This is a genomic window from Rhodococcus sp. GB-02, from assembly GCF_053470465.1.
Genome location: NZ_JBPUKE010000003.1, coordinates 666,714 through 688,760 on the forward strand (window position 1 = coordinate 666,714; position 22,047 = coordinate 688,760).

The 22,047-nt window shown below is 61.4% G+C and carries 19 protein-coding genes; 13 read left to right on the top strand and 6 right to left on the bottom strand.

The window, feature by feature from the left end:
* Positions 1-209 precede the first annotated feature (209 nt).
* Positions 210-509: a hypothetical protein gene (locus ACSW29_RS23490; protein ID WP_448278420.1), complete on the bottom strand. Its 300-nt coding sequence runs from the start codon at positions 507-509 to the stop codon at positions 210-212.
* Entirely contained in the window at positions 506-1,351 is an 846-nt protein-coding gene (locus ACSW29_RS23495; protein WP_347875382.1) for an NAD(P)-dependent oxidoreductase, read from the bottom strand. Before ACSW29_RS23495 ends, ACSW29_RS23490 begins: the two co-directional genes overlap by 4 nt.
* An 82-nt stretch (positions 1,352-1,433) precedes the next feature.
* On the opposite strand from ACSW29_RS23495, the gene ACSW29_RS23500 reads away from it, so the two are divergent.
* The 8 genes from ACSW29_RS23500 to ACSW29_RS23535 all read left to right on the top strand — a co-directional run bounded on the left by ACSW29_RS23500 (position 1,434) and on the right by ACSW29_RS23535 (position 12,678).
* Positions 1,434-1,784: a winged helix-turn-helix transcriptional regulator gene (locus ACSW29_RS23500; protein WP_448278421.1), complete on the top strand. Its 351-nt coding sequence runs from the start codon at positions 1,434-1,436 to the stop codon at positions 1,782-1,784.
* 751 nt (positions 1,785-2,535) lie between these two features.
* Positions 2,536-3,921 (top strand): TrkH family potassium uptake protein, encoded by a 1,386-nt coding sequence (locus ACSW29_RS23505; RefSeq protein ID WP_448278552.1) that lies wholly within the window; start codon positions 2,536-2,538, stop codon positions 3,919-3,921.
* Positions 3,922-3,946: 25 nt separating this feature from the next.
* Positions 3,947-4,585 (top strand): potassium channel family protein, encoded by a 639-nt coding sequence (locus tag ACSW29_RS23510; protein ID WP_317829357.1) that lies wholly within the window; start codon positions 3,947-3,949, stop codon positions 4,583-4,585.
* Between the two features lie 629 nt (positions 4,586-5,214).
* On the top strand, positions 5,215-6,519 hold the full coding sequence (gene nhaA, locus ACSW29_RS23515) for a Na+/H+ antiporter NhaA (RefSeq protein ID WP_448278422.1): 1,305 nt from the start codon (positions 5,215-5,217) through the stop codon (positions 6,517-6,519).
* Between the two features lie 334 nt (positions 6,520-6,853).
* Positions 6,854-7,153, top strand: coding sequence for a hypothetical protein (locus tag ACSW29_RS23520; protein ID WP_448278423.1), 300 nt, complete (start codon positions 6,854-6,856; stop codon positions 7,151-7,153).
* A 388-nt stretch (positions 7,154-7,541) separates the two neighbouring features.
* Entirely contained in the window at positions 7,542-8,438 is an 897-nt protein-coding gene (locus ACSW29_RS23525; RefSeq protein WP_448278424.1) for an alpha/beta fold hydrolase, read from the top strand.
* Between the two features lie 169 nt (positions 8,439-8,607).
* Positions 8,608-11,541 carry a UPF0182 family protein gene (locus tag ACSW29_RS23530; RefSeq protein WP_448278425.1) on the top strand — a complete coding sequence of 978 codons (2,934 nt, stop codon included), beginning with the start codon at positions 8,608-8,610 and terminating at the stop codon, positions 11,539-11,541.
* A gap of 207 nt (positions 11,542-11,748) precedes the next feature.
* Positions 11,749-12,678, top strand: a complete 930-nt coding sequence (locus ACSW29_RS23535) for an alpha/beta fold hydrolase (RefSeq protein ID WP_448278426.1) — start codon at positions 11,749-11,751, stop codon at positions 12,676-12,678.
* Positions 12,679-12,918: 240 nt separating this feature from the next.
* On the opposite strand, the gene ACSW29_RS23540 is transcribed toward ACSW29_RS23535, so the two are convergent.
* The gene (locus ACSW29_RS23540) at positions 12,919-14,208 is read right to left on the bottom strand and encodes a glycosyltransferase family 87 protein (protein WP_448278427.1); all 1,290 of its coding nucleotides are present in this window, start codon (positions 14,206-14,208) and stop codon (positions 12,919-12,921) included.
* Positions 14,209-14,395: 187 nt separating this feature from the next.
* Between ACSW29_RS23540 and ACSW29_RS23545 the strand changes: the two genes are divergently transcribed.
* Both ACSW29_RS23545 and ACSW29_RS23550 read left to right on the top strand, forming a co-directional pair.
* A complete protein-coding gene (locus ACSW29_RS23545; RefSeq protein WP_448278428.1) occupies positions 14,396-15,439 on the top strand; it encodes a potassium channel family protein in 1,044 nt (347 codons plus the stop codon).
* A 210-nt stretch (positions 15,440-15,649) separates the two neighbouring features.
* Positions 15,650-17,335, top strand: coding sequence for a cation:proton antiporter (locus ACSW29_RS23550; RefSeq protein ID WP_448278429.1), 1,686 nt, complete (start codon positions 15,650-15,652; stop codon positions 17,333-17,335).
* 286 nt (positions 17,336-17,621) lie between these two features.
* On the opposite strand, the gene ACSW29_RS23555 is transcribed toward ACSW29_RS23550, so the two are convergent.
* Positions 17,622-18,065 carry a MarR family winged helix-turn-helix transcriptional regulator gene (locus ACSW29_RS23555; protein ID WP_448278430.1) on the bottom strand — a complete coding sequence of 148 codons (444 nt, stop codon included), beginning with the start codon at positions 18,063-18,065 and terminating at the stop codon, positions 17,622-17,624.
* 102 nt (positions 18,066-18,167) lie between these two features.
* On the opposite strand from ACSW29_RS23555, the gene ACSW29_RS23560 reads away from it, so the two are divergent.
* Complete coding sequence (locus ACSW29_RS23560; RefSeq protein WP_448278431.1) at positions 18,168-18,560, top strand: nuclear transport factor 2 family protein; 393 nt, start codon at positions 18,168-18,170, stop codon at positions 18,558-18,560.
* Between the two features lie 312 nt (positions 18,561-18,872).
* Here the strand turns inward: ACSW29_RS23560 and ACSW29_RS23565 are convergent, their stop codons facing one another.
* Positions 18,873-19,076 carry a three-helix bundle dimerization domain-containing protein gene (locus ACSW29_RS23565; protein ID WP_218680991.1) on the bottom strand — a complete coding sequence of 68 codons (204 nt, stop codon included), beginning with the start codon at positions 19,074-19,076 and terminating at the stop codon, positions 18,873-18,875.
* Between the two features lie 282 nt (positions 19,077-19,358).
* On the opposite strand from ACSW29_RS23565, the gene ACSW29_RS23570 reads away from it, so the two are divergent.
* Positions 19,359-20,678 (top strand): hemolysin family protein, encoded by a 1,320-nt coding sequence (locus ACSW29_RS23570; RefSeq protein WP_448278432.1) that lies wholly within the window; start codon positions 19,359-19,361, stop codon positions 20,676-20,678.
* A gap of 112 nt (positions 20,679-20,790) precedes the next feature.
* Complete coding sequence (locus ACSW29_RS23575; protein ID WP_448278433.1) at positions 20,791-20,997, top strand: hypothetical protein; 207 nt, start codon at positions 20,791-20,793, stop codon at positions 20,995-20,997.
* A 228-nt stretch (positions 20,998-21,225) separates the two neighbouring features.
* Here the strand turns inward: ACSW29_RS23575 and ACSW29_RS23580 are convergent, their stop codons facing one another.
* Positions 21,226-22,017 carry a metalloprotease family protein gene (locus ACSW29_RS23580; protein WP_448278434.1) on the bottom strand — a complete coding sequence of 264 codons (792 nt, stop codon included), beginning with the start codon at positions 22,015-22,017 and terminating at the stop codon, positions 21,226-21,228.
* Positions 22,018-22,047: the final 30 nt, after the last annotated feature.

A 22,047-nucleotide genomic window follows, 5' to 3' on the forward strand; every position in this document is an offset into this window, starting at 1 on the left:
GCGGTCACGAGCATGTCGATCTCTACGAGGTTGGTTCCGCCGGCATCGGTGACTCGCACGGTAATTCCGGCCAACTTGTGTATTGCCGGTCAATGACCGCACCCATCAGGTATAGGACGTCGAGTTGAGATAGAGGCGTGCCATTCGAGACGCAAGGAGGGCGAGATAGCCGTTTCCCAAGCTATCTCGCCCTCGGCCGATATGTGCAGCTACGCGATGTGGTTGGTGACCTCGTCCGTGGTCCAGTTCTTGGATCTGAGCACGGCGAACGGCGCAGGGTGCTGTTCCCACAGCTCCAGCAGATACCGCTCCGGAGAACTCCGCACGACCTGATCGGGCTGACGATGACGTCCCTGCGCGCTCACGCACACCCGATACGTAGCCGCCGCGCTCGATGTAGCCTTCAGGATTTCGTTGGCTTCCTTGAGATCTCGCACCTCTCGCTTGAGGTCAAGGACGCTCGCGCATCTCCTGGCCGCGTCAGCGAGACTCCCCGCTACACGGGTCACATTGCCTCGGTCACTCGAGAAGGCGAGTCGGTGTCATGCCCGCTCGCCGCGTGTTCGTAGAGCGCCGTCACGGCCGCGGGAAGGGAAGAGTCCACGCCGGCGTCCTTCGATGCGGTGGTCACATGCTGCATCGTCGTTACGGCGGACATGATAGTCGAGGTATCGGCTGGATATGTCCGGTTGTCGGCGTCTCGTGCGAAGCCAGGGCCGATGTCTGCAGCGAGCTGCACCATTGCTGTCAGCTGGGCAGCGATCGATTTGCCATCGATTCCGTGAGCTCTCGCCAGTGCGGTGCCATGTGCCCACGCTGCGAGCGTGGTCCAGAACACGCCGAGCAGTGCTGTGTCGAATGACGCGGGGAGCTCGTGTCGATTTCCCAGCACCGTCACGGTGGGGGCGATGGTGGTCAAAACTGGCAGCGCCGAATCGAGGTCGGCTTCGTCTCCGGCGACGAGCATCGTTGATCCGCTTTGCCCCACGATTGTCGACGGCGTCACCATGACACCGGCCAGGTAGCGAACTCCGCGTTCGTGAGCCCACTGACTCAGAGCTCGGCTACTGGCGGGGGTGTCCGAGCTGAGGTTGACCACCAGCGATCCGCGTATTGCATATCCCGCCGAGACAAGAATGTCTCGCGCTGCCTTGTTGTCGAGGGTCGAGACGACGACTAGATCCGCACTGGCCAAGGCTTCTGCAGGGTTAGCGGCGAGAAGTGCGCGGTCGGCGAAGGGCGTTGCCCGCGACGGTGTGCGGTTCCAGACGGTTACCTTGTGACCCACGTCGATTAAGTGAGTCGCGATCGCGGTGCCCATGTGTCCGAGTCCGAGGACTGAAATTTTCATACCGCCAGGGTGGGTGCTTGCAGCCCCGACCACAAGTACCCACTTTCAAGTGCGGTAGCCACCTCAATGGCAGTATTGCGCTATGGCAGCAACTTTCGCGGGGAGCAAATACTCATGCGGCTTGGATGCGGCCGTCTCCGTCGTCGGAGGAAAGTGGAAGCCGCTGATTTTGTGGCAACTCCACGACGGTCCGAAGCGCCACGGCGAACTACGCCGGTCGATCGTTGGCGTGAGCGAAAAAGTCTTGACACAGCAGCTCAGAGAACTTCAGTCCCACGGCATCGTTCACCGCGAAGTGTTCGCAGAGGTACCACCTCGAGTCGAATACTCACTGACTGCCCTCGGGCAAAGCCTCAACGACGCGCTACGAACCCTTGGCGATTGGGGCGAAGAACACGCGGAACACATCATCGGCCTGAGCGCCGAGACATAGAGTCGCCAATCGGCGAAGCCGTCAGGGGTTGCGCCGGGACCGCCGTCGATCAGGATCGGAAGGACAGCAAGGAAAAAGGATCTTTCGCTTGTACAGAGCGGAGCGCAGCGGAGCATCCTCTTGGGGGACACTGCAAGTGTCCGGGTCGCCGGGCAGGCTTGTCACACGGTCAACGGTCAGCCACGAACTATGGCTACAAGCCAGCCATTGGCCGTCGTGCATTTTGACCCAAAACTGTTGGGCTGCATCAAGATACCCGGACATGTAGAGCGCGGACGTTTTCACCCGCATGCTCACGTGAGCTGAGTGCCGCCCTCCCACAATGTGTGACATACGCTCGACACTGGCGAGACGTACGACCGCCCGATCACACGTGAATCGCATATCTCGGTTCGCGTGCTGGGAAGCCGTTTATTTCCTCGACGGCTGCGAGGGTGGTAGCCCTATTCCATCAGGAAACTGAGATACCGGTCGACGCTGCATGGCTTGGATCGCCACGCGTCTTTGACCATGCGGGACTCTTGCGCGGCCATCACCAGCGCGAGGAGCAGGATCTGGACGCGGGGTCTCGGACGACTTTTCTCTGGGCGTCGGAGGTGTCCGCCGTTTCCAACGATGCTTGGTCCTGTCGCTGTTGTAACGTCAGCGGCGTGCGAAAGCCCCTCGAGAAAACCGCGATCCGGACATGGAGCTGCCCGATTGCTCGGCCGCCGTATCGAACAGCGCAGCCGCAGCGAGACTGCCGAGTGTGATGTGGCCCGCCGCAGCTTCGTGGGTTTCGCGTCTGATCCCCAGTGCTCGCCATCCGACGCGTTTGGTGGCGACGGGATTCGGAACCGCAACCGTCATCGGCGCTCTACTGCTGATGCTGCCCGTCGCATCCGAGAGTGGTGAAAGAACCGATTTCCTTACAGCTTTGTTCACTGCGACGTCCGCAGTATGTGTGACCGGACTGATTGTGGTGGACACAGGCACACACTGGTCGTCCTTCGGTGAGGTAGTGCTGCTGTGCCTGATCCAAGTCGGTGGTCTGGGCATCATGACGCTGGCGTCGATGCTGGGGCTCCTCGTTGCGCGCCGGATGGGTCTTCGGATGCAATTGGTGGCACAGACAGAAACGAAGAGCTTACGGCTGGGCGAGAGCAAACGTGTGGTCATCGGGGTGATCAGGTTGAGCCTGCTCGTCGAGCTCGTGACGGCGATCGCCTTGACCGCTCGCTTCAGGTTCGGATACGACGAGCCGTTAGCCCGAGCCACATATTTGGGTGTGTTCCATTCGATCTCGGCATACAACAATGCCGGGTTCGCTCTCTACACCGACAGCCTTGTCGGGTTCGCCACCGATCCGTGGATCATGGTGCCGATCATGGGTGCTGTCGTACTTGGCGGTTTGGGTTTCCCGGTGATCTTCGAAGTGACTCGGTCGATACGGCGGTCCATTGCCGCCAACGGAGCACGACCGGGGTGGTCCCTTCACACGAAGATCACTCTGCTCACGTACGGGGCGCTCGCTGGCGCTGGAATCGTTGCAGTCACGGCCATCGAATGGAGCAACCCCGCCACGCTCGGTTCGCTGAGCGTGGGCGGACGAGTATTGACCGGTGTCTTTCACGGGGTCACCCCGCGTACCGCCGGTTTCAACTCCGTCGATGTCGCAGCAATGCATCCGTCTTCACTACTGGTCACCGACGTATTGATGTTCGTCGGAGGTGGGAGTGCAGGGACCGCCGGCGGAATCAAGGTCACGACATTCGCTCTGTTGGCGTTCGTGATTTTCGCCGAGGTCCGCGGCGAACCGACGGTCCACGTCATGGGCCGCCGTATCGCCGCGACAGTGCAACGCCAGGCGATCACGGTGGCACTGCTCGGAGTCGGAGCGGTAATGTCCGGCACTCTCACCATTTTGCTCATGACGGATTTCGATCTCGACGCCGTCTTGTTCGAGGTCGTCTCGGCTTTCGGCACGGTCGGTCTGTCCACCGGAATCACAGCCGATCTCCCACCATCGGGACAGGTAGTACTGATTGCCCTGATGTTCCTCGGGCGACTCGGCCCGATAACCCTGGCGTCGGCACTTGCCCTACGCGAGCGCGAACGACGTTACGAACTACCGGAGGAGCGACCCATTGTCGGCTAGGACAAACAAACGACACGGCACGCGCGTGACCGTGATCGGGCTTGGCCGCTTCGGCAGCTCGCTCGCGCGAGAACTCGTATTGCACGGATCCGAAGTACTCGGTATCGACTCCGATCCGCGTCGGGTCCAGCGCTACTCCGAAAGCCTCACCCACACCGCCGTCGCGGACACCACCGACCGGGAAGCGCTCGAACAGCTCGGTGTACCTGATTTCCGCCACGCGGTCGTAAGCATCGGAACCGACCTGGAGTCGAGCATTCTCACCACCTCGCTACTCGCAGACTTCGAAATTCCGAGGATCTGGGCGAAAGCGACAAGTCGACAACACGGACGGATCCTCGAACGCGTAGGAGCCCACCATGTAGTGCTGCCCGAGCACGACATGGGTGAGCGAGTCGCTCACCTTGTCACCGGCCGCATGCTCGACTATGTCGAATTCGAAGAGGACTACGCGATGGTCAAGACACTCGCTCCAGCCTCGACCATCAATCAACCTCTCTCCGACAGCCGCCTGCGGGCAAAGTTCGGAATCACCGTCGTCGCCATCAAACATCAGGGGGGAGAATTCACCCACACAACGCAGGACACCATCGTCCGTGAAGGTGATCAACTCATCGTTGCCGGCCGGACATCTCAGGTCGAACGATTCGCAGAGATGACCTAGTCGCAAGGAGCTGCCGATCGCTGTTCACGCAGGGTTTCGGGGCACGAGTAGCAACAGGTTTCGGGTCAGGAGTAGCAACAGCTCGTTCATCCAAGACGATGCGAAAAGATGCTTTCGCCGTGGCGCCGCCGAACGGTTGGTGGCGTAAGTCTGAAGTCAGTGCTCGCCTTCGTCGGCAGAGAACCCTCCGTTCGCCCAGCTGCGGCAGTGGGTCGTGGACACCCCGTTGCCAGGTAGAATGGCATTGTGCAGATCCGGTATGCGACTCCTCGTGGCGAGTCCGGTGCCATGATCACGAGTAGCGACCCGACGGAGGAAGCGGGTGCATCTACTCGGTTTCACGAGCCGTCGATGATGTTCTTCGAAGAAAATCTGCGCCCGGGTGGGACGAACGGCTACACCACCTCGTGGGGTACGAATGCTCACGGCAAACTCGCCGGCTGCCCACCTTCTCATCATTGACAGCTCCCGCCTTCCTGACCTGATTTCACAGCAATTCGGGCGGGAAGTGTCCATCGTGGTGCTGTCGCTTTGCCTTCTGTGACCGGAATTGCTCCTGCGTGGGTGGTTCACCAAGCGCATCTCCTCTCCTCATGTGTTGGGAGGTGCGCAAGGCCTGAAAGTCAGTGATGACCTCCCCTTTCTCCCGTTTACCGTTGTTCTCCCGCGGGTCTTGGCCCGAAACTCAACGCGTCACCGCGGTGCTCCGCAAGGAAACCGTGGGTGGTGTCCTCCTGCTCATCGCTGCGGCCACCGCTCTGATCTGGGCGAATACTCCTTGGTCGGATGCATACGATTCGTTGCGTGACTTCACCGTCGGCCCATCGAGTCTGCACCTGAACCTTTCGCTAGGGGCGTGGGCAGCGGACGGATTGTTGGCGATCTTCTTCTTCGTCGTCGGTCTCGAACTCAAACGCGAATTCGTCGCCGGTGATCTGCGCGACCCGAGGCGTGCGGCGCTTCCGGTGATGGCCGCAATCGGCGGCATGATCGTTCCTGCCCTCATCTTCGTGGCGATCAACATCAATGCCGGCGGCGGCGCGTTGAACGGATGGGCGATCCCGACAGCAACCGATATCGCGTTCGCTGTCGCGGTCCTCGCCGTCGTCGGATCTCACCTTCCGACAGCGCTACGTACGTTCCTGCTCACGCTGGCCGTCGTGGACGATCTGTTGGCAGTGACGGTGATCGCGATCTTCTACACCGACGATCTCAACTTCGCCTACCTCGGACTTGCGTTGATTCCGTTGGCGGCGTTCGCTTTTGCAGTACAGCGGCGGGTGCGCAGCCCGTGGCTTCTCATTCCCCTCGCGTTGGCGACATGGTGGTTGGTGCACGAGTCCGGAGTGCATGCAACTGTCGCCGGTGTGCTCCTGGGATTCACCGTTCCGGTACTGCGTAGCCAGGCAGCGGGCGGGCCGGATGCCGGACCGGGGCTCGCGGAGTACTTCGAGCACCGCATCCGGCCACTTTCCGCCGGGCTGGCTGTCCCGGTGTTCGCGTTCTTCGCCGCAGGCGTGACCATCGGCGGTCTCACCGGATTCGTCGACACTCTCGCCGACCACGTCGCCCTCGGCATTGTCGCCGGTCTGGTGATCGGGAAGGTGATCGGCATCGTAGGAATGAGTTACCTGACCGCGAAGTTCACGAAAGCCGAACTCGACACTGATCTGACGTGGTGGGACGTACTCGGAGTCGCGATGCTCGGCGGTATCGGATTCACCGTCTCGTTGCTGATCGGCGAACTCGCGTTCGCAGGCGACGCCGTGCGCGGAGATCACGTGAAGATCGGGGTCCTCACCGGCACCGTCATCGCAGCAATGTTGGCGTCGATCGTGCTCCGACTGCGCAACCGCACCTACCGGGTCATCGAAGAACGAGAGACCCGCGACGACGACAACGACGGTATCCCCGACATCTACCAGCAGCCCTGATATCTATCCCATCCCTCTTCGCAGTTTCCCTCACCGCCGCTTGAGATCGCGTATGGCGGGCGGCCAAGCCCGGCGTCCATACTTGACGGTCGATACCACTGCCGAGGTTTCTCGAACGGACGACGAGTCGGCGAGGGCCGTACCTTCTGGCAGAAAAGTCCGTAGAATACGGCAACAATGCCAACGCATCCACATATCGAGCGGTACAGGGCAAAGGAGCCGGCCAGGGTAGCTGTCGGCCGCGAGTCGACAGGGCCTGTGCACCACCCGCGGCCGTTCCCCCGATCGTCAAGGATTTCTTCGGGACACCTCTCACGCTTCAGCAAGTACTCCAGTGCTTTCTTCATTCCACACCGAAGAGTTGGGAGTCCTGATGTTGCCCGGCCGAAGTATCGATGCGAAGGACCTGCGATGGCGGTGGGTGGGAATCGCCGCGGCGGCAGGCGCCGGGTCGAGTGTTCTGATTTCAGCTGTGGCGACAATAGTCGTGGCAACGCTCCTCGGGGCGCTCGGACTCCTGTCTTTTCACTTCGCCCGATCACGGATGCTGGGTGGGGTTTCCGCGTCCATTGGTCTGGGTTTGTTGATTCCGGCGGTGCCGTTGGCACTTGTCTCTGCGGTCGACCTGCTTTAGATCCCGCTGCCCCAGGCAAGCACAAGCCCTGCGTTGCCACCAACCCAGTCGGCGTGGGCGAGGCTTTCGGACGAGAGTGCTGAAGGCCAGCCGTTCGACCGCCGAGCACCGTGTGATCACTCGTTTTCGGGCGGCAATCCGATCTCGCGGCGCTCTCAGCAGGAACTCGGCGCGGCGATCATCATTGCCCTACCGCGCGATGATTTTCTACGATCGTTTTGAGAAGTGCGAGATGTGCGCAACGACGAGCACAGGGATCCAACACCTCCTTTTCCTCTCAGTGGTGGCGCGACTCAGGTGGCGGGGACATTTTCTTGGGATCCAAGAGACGCAGCTTTCTCGGGTGCTTCACGCCGTCGAATCGGCCGGGACCGGACAGGAGTGGCCAATGAGCCCACAACCTATATTCGCTGAAGGGATCTACCGGAGTTCCGATGCAGGTGTACCGGTCCGGCGGTGGTGTCGTGAACATCTGCAGCAATGGAGTGAGCCGCACTGCTTGATCCGCTTCGATACCTCGTTGGGATCGTCCACCGTGGTCTCGGCCGGTGTAAGCACCGACCTACCCCCTGTGGTGATCCTGTCCGGGACAGGGTTGAATGCGGCCACCTCACTTGCTTCCGCAGGTGCCTTGACGAGGCGCCGGCGTGTGTTTCTCGTTGATCTTCCCGGGCAGCCTGGTCTGAGTTCTTCGACAGGACCGCCGCAGCGTGGGCACATGAAAGGGTACGGGCGTTGGCTCGACGAGGTGATTCCGCAACTGACCATCGATCCGGTTGTGCTCGTGGGACATTCCCTCGGTGCTGCGGTGGTCCTGTCGTCGGCCCCTTCCCCGCAGGTGGCCGGGTTGGTACTGGTCAATCCATGGGGATTCGTTGCAGTTCACCAATCGGCAGGTTTTCGGATCCTTCGATGGAAGTGGCTGACCGACCCCTCGACGAAAAACAGCGAACGATTCCTCTCCCATCTGATCTCTCCGAGGTTCGTGCCCGATGCAGCACTGATCGTCTGGTTTCAGCTGCTCGGGGAGCACTGCAACGGGATTCGATATGACAAGCCGTTGCCACCGGCATTGGTTCACAGGTGGAGGGACTACGGCACACCGGTGATCGTGGCGACCGGATCGCACGACCGACTGGTCTCACCCGATCAGCTCCGAGGTCCGGTGTACTCACTTCTCGGTTCGGATGTGCAGACGATCACCGGGTGCGGCCATCTTGGTTTACGCGAGGCTCCGGCGGCAATCGCGACATTGGTGAGTTCGGTGACCTCCCACCACGGGTAGATGTGTCTTCCGTGTTGACGAACAGACCATCTCGGACAGGAAGGGTGGATCACGAAGAACTGTGCAGGCGCCCTGGATTCCGTAGGATGGGCAGACAGCACGTGACCGGCAGCGATTCGAGGCACGGTTCTAAGAATCTCTCTCGGCGGGTGCCGGGAGGGAGGCGGCCATGGATTCGTCCGAGCACCTCCTGCCGACGTCACGACGAAGCCGGGTACTGATCGGCGTCTTGGTTGCGTTCGTACTGGCACTTCTGACAGTGCCGCGATTCGTCCTCGTCTACACCGACTGGTTGTGGTTCGGCGAAGTCGGATATCGCAATGTGTGGACCACGATTGCGTCGACACGGTTAATCTTGTTCGTCGTGGTCACCGGAGCCGTCGCCACGATCATGTTCGTCGCCCTCGCGTGCGCGTACCGCATGCGGCCAATGTTCATCTCCCCCGACACGGACCCGCTCGAGCCGTATCGCGCTCTTGTGGTGCGCAGAGCTCGAAGGCTGGCAATCGGTATCGCCTTGCTGGTTGCGGTGCCGTTCGGGCTCTATGCCCAATCGAATTGGGCAATAGTGCAACTGTTCCTCCACGGTGGATCTTTCGGCACCTCCGACGCCGAGTTCGGGCACGACATCGCGTTTTACGTTTTCGACCTGCCGTTTTACCGGATGGTGTTGAACTGGCTCTTCGTTATCGTGTTTCTCGCACTGATCGCGAACCTCTGCGCGCAGTATTTGTTCGGGGGCATCCGCGTGCAGCGTAAGGACAAGTTGCCGTTGATCACTCGTCCTGCACGAATCCAACTCGCAATCCTTCTGGGCATTTTCGTCACGCTCAAGATAGTCGCGTACTGGTTCGACCGGTACTCATTGCTGTGGAGCGGCCGCAAGGAACCGACATTTACCGGCGCCGGATTCACCGACATCAATGCCGTTTTGCCGGCCCGGTTGATCATGGTCGCGATCGCGGTGATCTGCGCTGGGGCGTTCTTCGCCGCTGTCGTCGTGCGCGACCTACGGATACCCGCGATGGCCGCTGCCTTGCTTGTTCTCTCGTCCATCCTCGTAGGAGGTATCTGGCCGGCGCTCGTCGAGCAGTTTTCGGTGCGCCCGAACGCCGCTGACCGAGAACGTGTCTACATCGAACGCAACATCGCCGCCACACGCGAAGCGTACGGACTGAGCGAGGATCGGATCGAGTACCTCGACTACCCCGGTGTCGGCACCCGCTCACCGCGGGAGGTGCCCGCCGACATCACCACCACCGCCAATGCCCGACTACTCGATCCGACGATCCTCTCGCGCACGTTCACCCAGCAACAACAACTGAAAAACTTCTACGGCTTCACCCCTACCCTCGACATCGACCGATACAGCCTCGACGGCGAAATCTCCGACTACATCGTCGCAGCGCGGGAGTTGTCCCCGAACAGCCTCAGCGGCAACCAAACCCAATGGATCAATCGTCACACCGTCTACACCCACGGCAACGGATTCGTGGCCGCGCCGGCCAATCGCGTCAACGCCGCAGTACGAGATGTCGCCGGTCAAAGTTCCACCAGCGACAGTGGATACCCGATCTACACGGTCAGCGACATCGCTACCCAATCAGCCGGTACGCAACTCATTCCCGTCGAGCAACCCCGTATCTACTACGGGGAGGTGATCGCACAAGCCGACCCGGACTACGCCATCGTCGGCGCCTCCGGCGAGAGTGAACCGCGCGAGTACGACACGGACACTTCGCAATACACCTACACCGGCAGCGGCGGTATACCCATCGGCAACTGGATCAACCGGTTGGCGTTCGCCGCGAGATACACCGAACGGAACATCTTGTTCTCGGGCGCCATCGGCGCAGAGTCCAAAATTCTCTTCAACCGGGATCCGGCGTCGAGAGTCGAAGCCGTCGCTCCGTGGCTGACCACTGACGACAACCCATATCCCGCTGTCGTCGACGGCCGCATCACCTGGATAGTCGATGCGTACACCACCCTGGCGAACTACCCGTACTCCCAGCCCGGGGCGCTCAGCGAACCCACCCTCACCGTCTCGGGGACACCGCGGCCGGCCCCGGAAATCTCGTACGTCCGCAACTCCGTCAAAGCCACCGTCGACGCCTACGACGGCACCGTCACTCTCTACCAGCTCGGCGACGACCCCGTCCTCGACGCGTGGATGAACGTCTTCCCCGGTACCGTCAAACCCGAAAGCGACATCTCACCCGATCTGCGTGCCCACTTCCGGTACCCGGAGGACCTGTTCCGCATCCAACGCGACCGCCTGGCCAAATACCACGTCAACGATCCCCGGGAATTCTTCACCAACAACGCCTTCTGGTCGGTCCCGAGTGACCCGACGTCGGAAACGATCGACGATCAGCCCCCGTACTACGTACTCGTCGGTGATCAGGAGACCGCACAACCGTCCTTCCGGCTCACCAGCGCGATGGTCGGATTCAACCGAGAATTCCTCTCCGCCTACATCTCCGTCCGCTCGGACCCCGAAGACTTCGGGAAGTTCCAGATCTTACGACTGCCAACCGACACCCAAACCCAAGGACCACAACAAACACAGAACTCGATGATCTCCGACACCCGAGTCGCTTCCGAACGAACCCTGCTCGAACGCTCGAACCGCATCCACTACGGCAACCTCCTGACATTGCCGATCGCCGGCGGCGGCTTCCTGTACGTCGAACCCCTGTTCACCGAACGATTGAGCACCCAAGCCGACGGCTCGACCTTCCCCCAACTCTCCCGTGTCCTCGTCAGCTACCGAGAACCCGGAACAGGCGGCGTCAGAGTCGGCTACGCCCCCACCCTCGCAGAAGCTCTCGACCAAATCTTCGGGCCCGGCACCGGAACAATCGCCACAGCCCCCGGCGGAGACGCCGCCGCTCCACCCCCTTCCACCGCGCCACCCCCGCAGCAGACACCATCCATACCAGCCGATCCCGGATCCGATCTCACCACCGCAGTGACCGAACTCAACCGCGCCCTCGCCGACCTGCGCACCGCACAACAAAGCGGCTTCGGCACCTACGGCGACGCCCTCGACCGACTGCAACAAGCCATCGACGCATACCTCCAAGCAGGCGGACGCTGAATGCGCACCCGCCCACTCGGATCAGGAGGCAATCTCATACGACGAACCACTCGCGGCCCGAATTTGAACTGACGCATCACCGCACGGCGGCGTGTCCGTAGGTATCGGATGCCTGACTTTTGATGATCGTCGGTTACTGTGGCGCACGGTGTGCCGGGAAGTCTGGTCGGCGGCAGCTCGATGCTGTCCCGTTCAACCAGGAGAGCCATGAACCACCCCACGCCTCATACCCCGATCGTTTCGCCTGACGTGCCCCTCGAATCCGGGTTCCGCTGCCCCGGCGACGAACTGCAACTGCACACCTCCGCGCGCAAGATCCTGCAGACCTGGACACTGTCCTGGACACTGCAGCGACTGCGTACGTCATTGAGCGACACCCTCGTGCTCGCAGTCGGCTCGGCATCACCGCTACCGGCAGCTGTGATCATCCCCGGCGCCGGACTGAGCGCCGCACTGCTCGAACCCGCACTCGCTGAGATCGCCTGCACCCGAAGAGTATTCGTCGTCGACATACCCGGCGAACCAGGGATGAGCGCCGCCCGCCGGCCCGCCTCCGCTGACCTCGATCACTACGGCCGCTGGCTCGACGAGGTCACCGACGCGCTCGGCGAGAAATCCATCGTGCTGATAGGCCATGCCTTGGGCGGCGCCATCGTCCTTTCCTCCACACCCCACCCTCGTGTCGCCGGCACGGTTCTGGTCAACCCGGAGCGACTCTGTCGCTCCCGCTGTTCCTGGGGCGCCCTGCGACGGTTCCTATGGCGCAGAAGCACCGACATCGACGCAGCGCAGCACTACCTCGAACACGTCACCGGACCACAGTTCATTCCCTCCCCCGAGCTGGTGACCTGGTTCTGCAACGTCGGCGCCTACTGCCACCCGACCCCATCGCGACCACTGCTGAGCAAGGACAGATTCACCATCTGGACCCGGCATGCCCCGATGACCGTCGCGGCCGGCGCTGACGACCCCGTCTCTCGCCGCCAAGCCGTGTACCGCGCTGTGAAGGATCACACCGCCTCGGTGATGCTTCTCCCGAAGACCGGGCACCTGGCCCCGGTTGAAGATCCGCTCTGCCTCTCGCAGATCTTACGAAAGCACGAACTCCCCGCCCGACGGTCTGCCCCCGGCGAGTAACAGCCGGAGGCAAACCGGTGCGCGGTGACCCCCGTGCCCCGAAATACGCCCGTCGCGCACATCGCATATCCGCAACGATGATGCTCTAAACAAGCCTCGACCGGCCGGAGGTAGATCCTCCGCCGGAAAAAATCATGACGACGAGACAGGGAACCATTGAACCTGCGTGCCCAGAAACTGCATCCTCCGACACATGCTCCTCGACGTTGCCGCTCGCCGAGCGGCAACGCTGGTCAGGCCTCAAAGTCGAGGAAGGACTCGCCTGCCAGCGCCAGGATCTACCGTGTGCGTCGGTAGGTTGCCCAGCACCAGGTGTCCGGGGTCGATTCCGCGGTCCAAGCGGCCTTCTCGACGTGCGACCAGATACCGGTATCCGAGGACACAGAAGATCACGATCAGCAGAAGGCTCCAGCCGAGGGTGCTCTTGGTGTATTCGGCGGCCCGGCCGAAGGTCGGCCAGCGGTTCGACCACCAGCTGTCGAAAGTCATGAAGCCGTAGACGGCGAGCCAGGCGGGCCAGTTCCGCATGACCGAGTTCTTGAGCACCACGGACATCAGGAGCGGGAGCAGCATCATCGAGTAGTACATCTGGCCGAGCGAGGGCAGCAGGAACGATGCGGTCATGATCACACCGGTTGCGGTGGTGAGGAAGAAGAGTTCGTCGTTGCGGTAGTAGCGGTACAGCAGCCACAGAGAGACTGCGACCATGGCGGCGAACACGACGCGAAGCAGCAGGATCAGCCACTCGGGCAGGCCGAAGTAAGCGCCGTTTCCGACAATCGAACTGTTGAAGTAGTCACGCGATTCGAGTAGGTACGGCACGGTGCGGCGGACGAAGTCCATCGGATCCGACGCGAGTGGCCACGCCACGACGGTGAGAATGAACGGGATGCCCAGGGCGGTGACGAACACCTTCCACTGGCCGCGAGCGAGTGGCAGTAGGAGCAGCGGCGCGAGAGTGGGTTTCACTGCGATGGTGAGCCCGATCGCGGCGCCGGCCCACAGATCCTTCTTGCGCATCAGCAGCAGGAGGAAGGCAATTTCGCCGAGCAGCACGAGACCATTGATGTTGGTGAACACCAACGTGTTGGTGACCGTCTCCGACATGAAAGCACCGAGCACGAGAATCGGCGCCGCAATGGAACTGATCGTCAGGTCGAACAGGCGCAACAGCAGGTAGAGAGCCACGAGGACGGCGACGGCATTGACACCGATGAACAGCCACCGCGAGCGCTCGGGATCGAGGATCGCGAGGGGCGCCATCAACAACGAACCCGATGGTGGGTACAGGTAATGGGGGTCTACCGAGTTGAAATCTGCGGTGTAGACGTCGCGCCCGTTCCAGAACGCCAGCGCGGCGTTGTAGACCGGTCGGAAGTCATCGGTGATGGCGCCGTTGACTGCGGTCACGATGACACGATTGAGCACTGTCATCACGGCGATCGGCCACAAAACGAAGTTGACGACTTGTTGGGTTGTCCGCCCGGTACGCGGCTCGAGCTGTCGAAGGAACACTTCGGCACGGTACACCGGAACAGGATCGGGCCGGCTCACATCGCACCCTCACGACAGCGCAGGCAGATCGACTCCTCGACCCCGATCAACCGACCGAGACATGAACATGCACGACCCCGCTGCCCTCGACCAGTAAGCTACGCGCACAGAACCGAATGGAAACGAGGTGGGAAGCGTCTCTCGGAATAGGTTTCGGTCACGTTTGAACCGATCAGAGACACTCACCGACCGCCCCGACTTCGCGCTGGTCGGTGTGCTTCGCGTGCCAGGAATACAGAACAGTCCCGGCACTGCCATCCTCCGCCGAATCGGATATGCACTTACCGCGCTGGCGCTCGTTGTCGTGGTGGTCTATCTCGACCGTGACGGATACTCCGACACCCAGGGTGACGACCTGTCGCTCCTCGACTGCATCTATTACGCCACCGTGTCCCTGTCGACGACCGGCTACGGCGACATCGCACCAATCACCGATCAGGCACGACTGATCAACGTCCTCGTCATCACACCGCTGCGGGTGTTCTTCCTCATCGTCCTGGTCGGTACTACTCTCTCCGCACTGACGGAGTCTTCGCGCCAGGCGTTCAAGATTCAGCGCTGGAGGCGCAGCACCCGAAACCACACCATTGTCGCCGGATACGGCACCAAAGGACGCACAGCGGTAACCGCGATACTCGGTGACGGAGTTCGCCCCTCCGACATCGTGGTCGTCGACACCGACCCCGTCGTCCTCGAGCGAGCCATCGGGCAGGGATTGGTGACAGTGCACGGTTCGGCAACGAAATCCGATGTACTACGACTCGCCGGCGCCGATCGCGCCTCGTCGATCGTCGTTGCCACCAACCGCGACGACACCGCCGTATTGGTGACGCTCACCGCTCGGGAAATTGCCCCTGGTGCCAGGATTGTCGCCGCCGTACGTGAATCGGAGAATACCCAACTGCTGCGCCAATCCGGCGCGAACTCGGTCGTCGTCTCCTCCGAGACCGCGGGCCGACTCCTCGGTGTGTCCACCACAGCCCCGACTGTGGTGGAGATGATCGAAGATCTCCTCACCCCGGAGACCGGGTTGGCAATCACCGAACGCGAGGTCCATCCCTCCGAAATCGGCGTCTCCCCACGTCACTTGTCCGACATCGTGCTCGGGGTAGTGCGCGGTGGGCACCTTCACCGGGTGGGTGGTCCTGACATCGACACCGTGCAGCAAGGCGACAAGTTGCTCTACGTTCGACGCGTACCGTCCTGAAGGTTCCATGTCTCCCGCATATTCACTCTGGGGACGGCTTGCGGAACACGGTTCGGTTTGGTCCACACGTAGTGAACGTATCTGCCCGACAGTGACACCTGATTCAGCGTGATTTCTCCCAGCCGGCGGCCTCTGTGCCTGGTCCCCGCTTTTCGAAATGCCGGCCACGGGTACCTGTCGTAGGTGTGACGAGCAGCAGGGACGGAAAAGATGCACAGTTTCGCACTGATCGCGACGATCCTCTCTATCACTGCCCTCGCGGGATTGCTCGCCACCCGGCTTCGGCAGCCCATGATCGTCGCCTTCATCGGGGTGGGGGTCTTGGTGGGCCCGGTAGGAACGGGCTGGGTAGTCGCAGACAGCACCATCGAACTCCTCGCCCGCATGGGCATCGCTGTCCTGCTCTTCCTTGTCGGGCTTCGACTCGACATGCACTTGATTCGCATGACCGGTTCTATCGCTGTGGTCACCGGTCTCGGACAAGTCGTGTTCACCGCGGCGATCGGTTATCTCCTGTGTATCGGATTCGGGATGGACGCCGTCGCCGCTCTGTATGTCGGATTGGCTCTGGCCTTTTCCTCGACCATCATCATCGTCAAACTGCTCTCCGATACCCGGGAAATCGAGCAACTTCACGGACGCATCGCTGTAGGGCTGCTGATCGTTCAGGATCTCGTCGTCATCCTGGTGATGATTGCCGTCAACGCGTTCGGTCGCACCACCGACAGCACCGTGGCAGCAGCCGTCGCCGGGACGGCGTTGAAGGGACTGGGATTGCTTGCGGCAATCGCGATTCTGATGAAGTTCGCCTTGCCCTGGCTACTGAGACAGGTAGCGCGGTCGCAAGAACTGTTGGTGCTCTTCGGGATCGCTTACGCAGTCTCGGTCGCGACCGTGACCGAGGCTCTCGGATTCAGCTCCGAAGTCGGCGCATTCCTTGCCGGTGTCTCGCTCGCTGCAACGCCCTACCGAGACGCGCTCGGAGCCCGCATGGTGAGTTTGCGTGACTTTCTGCTGCTGTTCTTCTTCCTCGATCTCGGCGCAGGATTGGACGTCGCGGAAGCAGCGGGTCACATACCGCAAGTAGTGATGTTGTCCCTGTTCGTTCTCGTTGGTAAACCGCTCATCGTCATGGTGATCATGAGCGCCAAGCGCTATCCGATTCGTGTCGGATTCGCCACCGGACTTCCTCTTGCCCAGATATCGGAATTCTCCCTGATCCTCGCGGCATTGGGCTTGAGTCTGGGACACATCACCGCGACCACAGTCAGCGTCATCACGGTGACAGGCCTGGTGACCATCGGCGGATCGACCTACCTGATTCTCTACTCCCGTGCGCTCTACCAACGGTGCGAACGTTGGCTACGAGTATTCGATCGGGCAGGGAACCGACGTGAAGAGCCGACACAGACAAATCCCGAGGTCGACATCGTCCTCTTCGGCCTCGGGAGATTCGGTCGCCACATCGCCGATCAACTCAGCAGCACCGGCCACCGCGTACTCGCAGTCGATTTCGACCCCCAACGACTCGCTGCGAACGAACGCGACAGAGTCACCGTGGTCTTCGGCAGCGCCGAGGACCTCCATTTCCTTCAGACGCTGCCCCTGCCACAAGCCAAATTCGTCATCAGCACCATCGCCCTCGCCGACGTCAACACCGCCCTCCTCCACGGACTCCACCACTACGAATATCAGGGCCATGTACTGATGACCGCGCATACACCACACGACGCCGAACTCCTCAGCCGAGCCGGAGCCGACCTCGTCCTAGAACCCTTCTCCTTGGCCGCCGAGAAAGCCGACGAAATCCTTACTCGCCTCACACGAAACGACGAAAACCACACCAAAAGTCACGACGCCACACCAACCGAGCAGGATCCGGCCGAACCAGAATAGAACCCGATCCACAACACACGTCCATCGATCACAACATTCAATTTCCTTGTTTCGCAGCACTTTCCGAACGAACAACAATCGAAGAAGACTCCGCGTGGCGGGTGCTCACGCCAGGGCGCGATGGACTCGGAACCCCCCTGAGACCTCACCACCTACACCGGACTTCGAAAGCCACCCGAGCGGAAACGGGAAAATTGACGGGACCGAGCTCGCGGGGTCGATCGCGCTTCGTGGTTCACCCGAACCGTGGCCGTCATGGTGCATCGGACGCTGCAGCCCTGGAAGGCTACGTGAACAGGTCCCCGGTCGCGAACCGGTGGAAGTACCGCGCGAAGATTCGGGCTTCTTCCGGTGGCCAGCCGCTCAGACTTTCGCTAATACGTGCGGCCAGGCGCCTCCGAAGTTCGTCCACAACCGCTTCGCCGCGCGAAGTGAGCACCAGGAGGGTAGCTCGCTGGTCGGCGGTGTCCTGTTCACGACGTATGAGACCGGCCTTTTCCAAGCGGGATGCGCGACGCGTCACGACGGAGCGATCCACTCCGACATCCGGTGCGAGGTCCGCGGCGCTACGAGGTCCGGTCCGTGCGAGCCCACTCAAGACCGGGTAGGTCGTTTCGTCCACTGCTTCACCCAGATCTGCGGTCAACGCCGTGTAGATCCGGCTGCGGGTGGTGCGCCGCAGAAGCAACCCCAAAGCGTCGGCGACCTCACGTCCACCTTCGTCGTCCATAAATGGAGGATAGCGTGCATCACGCACGGATAGGCTGCTACGGTGACACAGGTGCGTGCATATTGCACGCTTTATGTGGCAATCACTCCACCGGAGGACCTCATGAACCGCACCGGCATGCATGCCGCCCTCACCGACCTGATATTCACCCCCGAACTCGACCTACACGATGCGGTCGACCGCCATTTCAGCCCGACTTACCAACAGCGCACCGACGGCGAGTGGAGCAACCGAGAACAATTCGTCGAACACATCGCCCACCTCCGGGAAATTGTGGCCTCCGGGTCCATCGAGATCCACGACGAACATCACGATCACAACCGTTATGCCGACCGCCACACCGTCGACATCACCAAAACCGACGGCACCACCGTACGAATGGAGGTCTACGCCTTCGGAGAACTCGCACCAGACGGCCGCTTCAACCGCATCGAGGAGGCCACACTCATGCTGTGCGGGCCCAACTCCGACCGGAACCTCGGCCGCGCCCGCTAGGACGAGACCGTCTCCAGCTCAGCGTTCCGGCGCCGGACACTGAATGAGCGCTAACGTGGGAGGTGCCGCAGGGACGGCACCGGAAGCTGAGCCGAAGACGGAGGGCGATCCGATCAGTACGAGCTATCGCCGTCGTCGTCAGATGGCCGTTCACGCGGGAATTTCGTCAGATGGCCGTTCACGCAGGAATTCCGGCCGAGGCCCACTGCTAACTCGATACGATCAGCGAGATCGTCGAGCTCCGCATTCAGCAAAACCAGAAACACTCGCGCCGGCGCGGTTCGAAGGCCCTGCAAGCGGCCTGCACGCTCGTTATGACGCGACCAAGGCAGAAAGACTCTCGTTCGCCATACGTTCAACGAGCAGAGGAACGAAATCTCGTATCCGGTGCCCGACGAAATGAGCATGGGCAGACGCGACAGCCTCGGCTACGACATCCGCCGACACCGCGGGGTACTTCGCGGTCAGACGTGCACGCGTCTGCGCAATCAGGCGATCTTCCTCGTCGTTTGTCATCTACCAATGATGAGCCCGCTCCTCCAGCACGTCCACAGGAGAAGCTCCTCAGGATACGACTCACTCAGGCCACGTCAGTAACGACCGCAGGCCTTCTGCGTAGTGGTGAAGACTCGCAGGTGACGTGGAAACGAATGCGACGAGGACCCAAGTTGTCCATGTCCGTTTCGTCTGATTTTGCTAGACTGATTGATCCCTATTCAATTTCCGTCAGCTCCTTCGAGGAGGAAGGGCCATGGACACCAGCGACAAACCCTGGCCGCCTAAATGTAGGCGGCTGCGATGAACGAGATCGTCGTCAACATAGTGCTGGTGCTGGCTTTCGTTCTGATCGGCGGAGGGTTCGCCGCCACCGAGATTGCCCTGGTGTCGTTGCGCGAAGGGCAGATTCGGCGGTTGGAGCAGCGAGGAGGGCGTGGCGCTCGGACTGCAGCGCTCGCCCGTAATCCGAACCGTTTCCTCTCCGCCGTCCAGATCGGGGTGACGGTCGCCGGTTTTCTCTCCGCCGCGTATGGCGCCTCCACTATCGCTCCGGCCGTTTCTCCCGCTCTCCAATCGTGGGGGCTTCCGCCTGCCGCGGCCTCGATCACGGCTTTGGTCGGCACCACACTGGTGATCTCGTATCTGTCATTGATCTTGGGAGAACTGGCCCCCAAACGTATTGCGCTGCAACGCTCCACCGGAGTCTCGTTGCTGACCGCACCGGCGTTGGACCGGTTCGCAACAGTGATGCGGCCCGCGATCTGGTTCCTGTCCCTCTCAACGGACCTGTTGGTACGACTGGTGGGCGGTGACCCGAAGACCAAGGGGGAAGCCATCACTCACGAAGAGTTGCGCGATCTGCTCATCGGTCACAACGCAATCGCCGAGGACGAGCGCCGTATCCTGTCCGAGGTTTTCGATGCAGGACACCGATCTCTGGTAGAAGTGATGCGACCGCGCACCGATGTCGATTTCCTTTCCTCCGATACCGCGTTGCCGCTGGCAAGGGAACGGGCATTGCAGTGGGGGCACAGCCGGTATCCGGTCGCGAACACCTCCTATGACGACATCGTCGGGTTCGTGCATCTTCGCGACCTCCTCCTCGCCGACGAACGCGCAGTCGCCACTGTCTCCGATGTGTCGCGTCCTGTTCTGCACCTTCCGGGATGCAAACCTGCATTGGCTGCCCTGACCGACATGCGCCGCGAGAATCTACAGATCGCGATCGTCGTCGACGAGTACGGGGGTACCGCGGGGATCGTCACCCTCGAAGACATCGTCGAGGAGATCGTCGGCGAAATCGGCGACGAGTACGACGAACCTGCAGCGTCCCCGGTATCCCCGATCCCGAAGCGTCAACGAATCGATGGTTTGCTTCTCGTGGACGATTTCGAGTCCGTCACCGCGATCACGCTTCCGGCAGGTCCGTACGACACCGTGGCAGGATTCATGCTGCACCGACTCCAGCGTGTCCCACAACTCGGTGACACCGTCATTTTCGAGGGGCACCGGCTCACCGTCAGCACCCTCGACGGTCGCCGCATCTCGGGCATCCGGGTCACCCACCCACAGGCCAGCGTGCAAACACGTGAGCGCCCCGCCGGGTCGATCGTCCAGTGACAGGCAACATGTGGGACCGTCGGACAATCACCCGTGCAGATACTCACAACGGGGGGCGGTAGCGATGCTCGTAGGCCCTGGGATCGAGTCCGGCAATCTACGGCGGCGTTGGATGACCGTTGCCGCGATCGGCTCGCTGTGTGTGATCTGGTTCGTCTCCCCCGTCGCAGTCTTGCTCACTGCTGCGGTCGTCGGCGGGGCCGGACTGCTAGTTTTTCACCTCCTCCCGCTACGCGAAGCAGGTGCCCGCGCAGCGTCGGTCGGTGTGGGGTTGCTGATTCCAGCGGTTCCTGTTCCGTCGTGTACTTGGTCAATCTGATGTAGCACGCGACATCACACGAACCGTGGGCATCCCGGGGGCGGTAGGGCCGGTGATCTATCGGTAGGGCATCGTTTCCGTATTTCGGTGGCAAATATTTTTCGGCGAAATGGACGATGGTGCCGCTGGTGGAAGTGTTTTCGACAGTGGCTCTGCTTGGCGATCTGAGAAGCTAACTGGGCGGGGATCGCTGCCCTGCGCTCTCAACATTCCCTGAAACGCACCTGCTCATTCCGCAGGGAGGTACACCGTCGTCACCCGGCCGTCATCCTGGATGAGCGCTGAAGATGGAATCTTGGCTACTGCATACGCCTGAAAGTAGTCGCCCGACGAGCCCGCGAAGTTGAGGATCGTGACGACGTACACCGAGAAGAAGAACTGCGAGGGCAACGTGAGCAACAGTGTCACGAGAATGAGGCCCCAGACGACGACTGGTGCGAGAGCGACGACGAGAAAGCTTCGCGTGTTGAGGTAGCCCCGGCCACCGACGGCCAGATAGGGGAGCCTTACCATGACGGCCGGTCGCGTGTGGGAGAACAACCACAGGAAGCCGGCGTGGGTCAGTTCGTGAACGACCATGTAGAAAAAGCACGCGACGACGGTCATCACGATGGTCACCCACGTGCTGAAGTCGCTCGACAACGGAAAGTCGAGGATGAGTGCCAATCCGACCAGGACTACCGCAATTGAGACTAACGCGACTTGGATTGCGGCGGCGATTTTCCGATCCGTCTTAAGATCGACTGTCGTGCGCACGGCATACTGCACCGGAAGTACGTTCGTGTTCCCGATCATGCGGTGAGTGTCCCCTTTGTCAGTCCTGCCTGAATCGTGAGGTTTCGGCAACCATCGCGTCCACCCACCGGTGACTGCGAGGGCGGCCCGAGCGTGTTCATGCGGCCAGTTGAGGTTGAACAGCGAGTGGAAGGCAACGCCGGGAAGAGTGATCCCGGTGAGCGCCGCGCAGCATGCCAGGACGATGTCGATCGGCCGAAGATGACGTCCTCGCGGGCTACCCATAGCCCTGCTGGGCATCGCACTGGTGCAGAC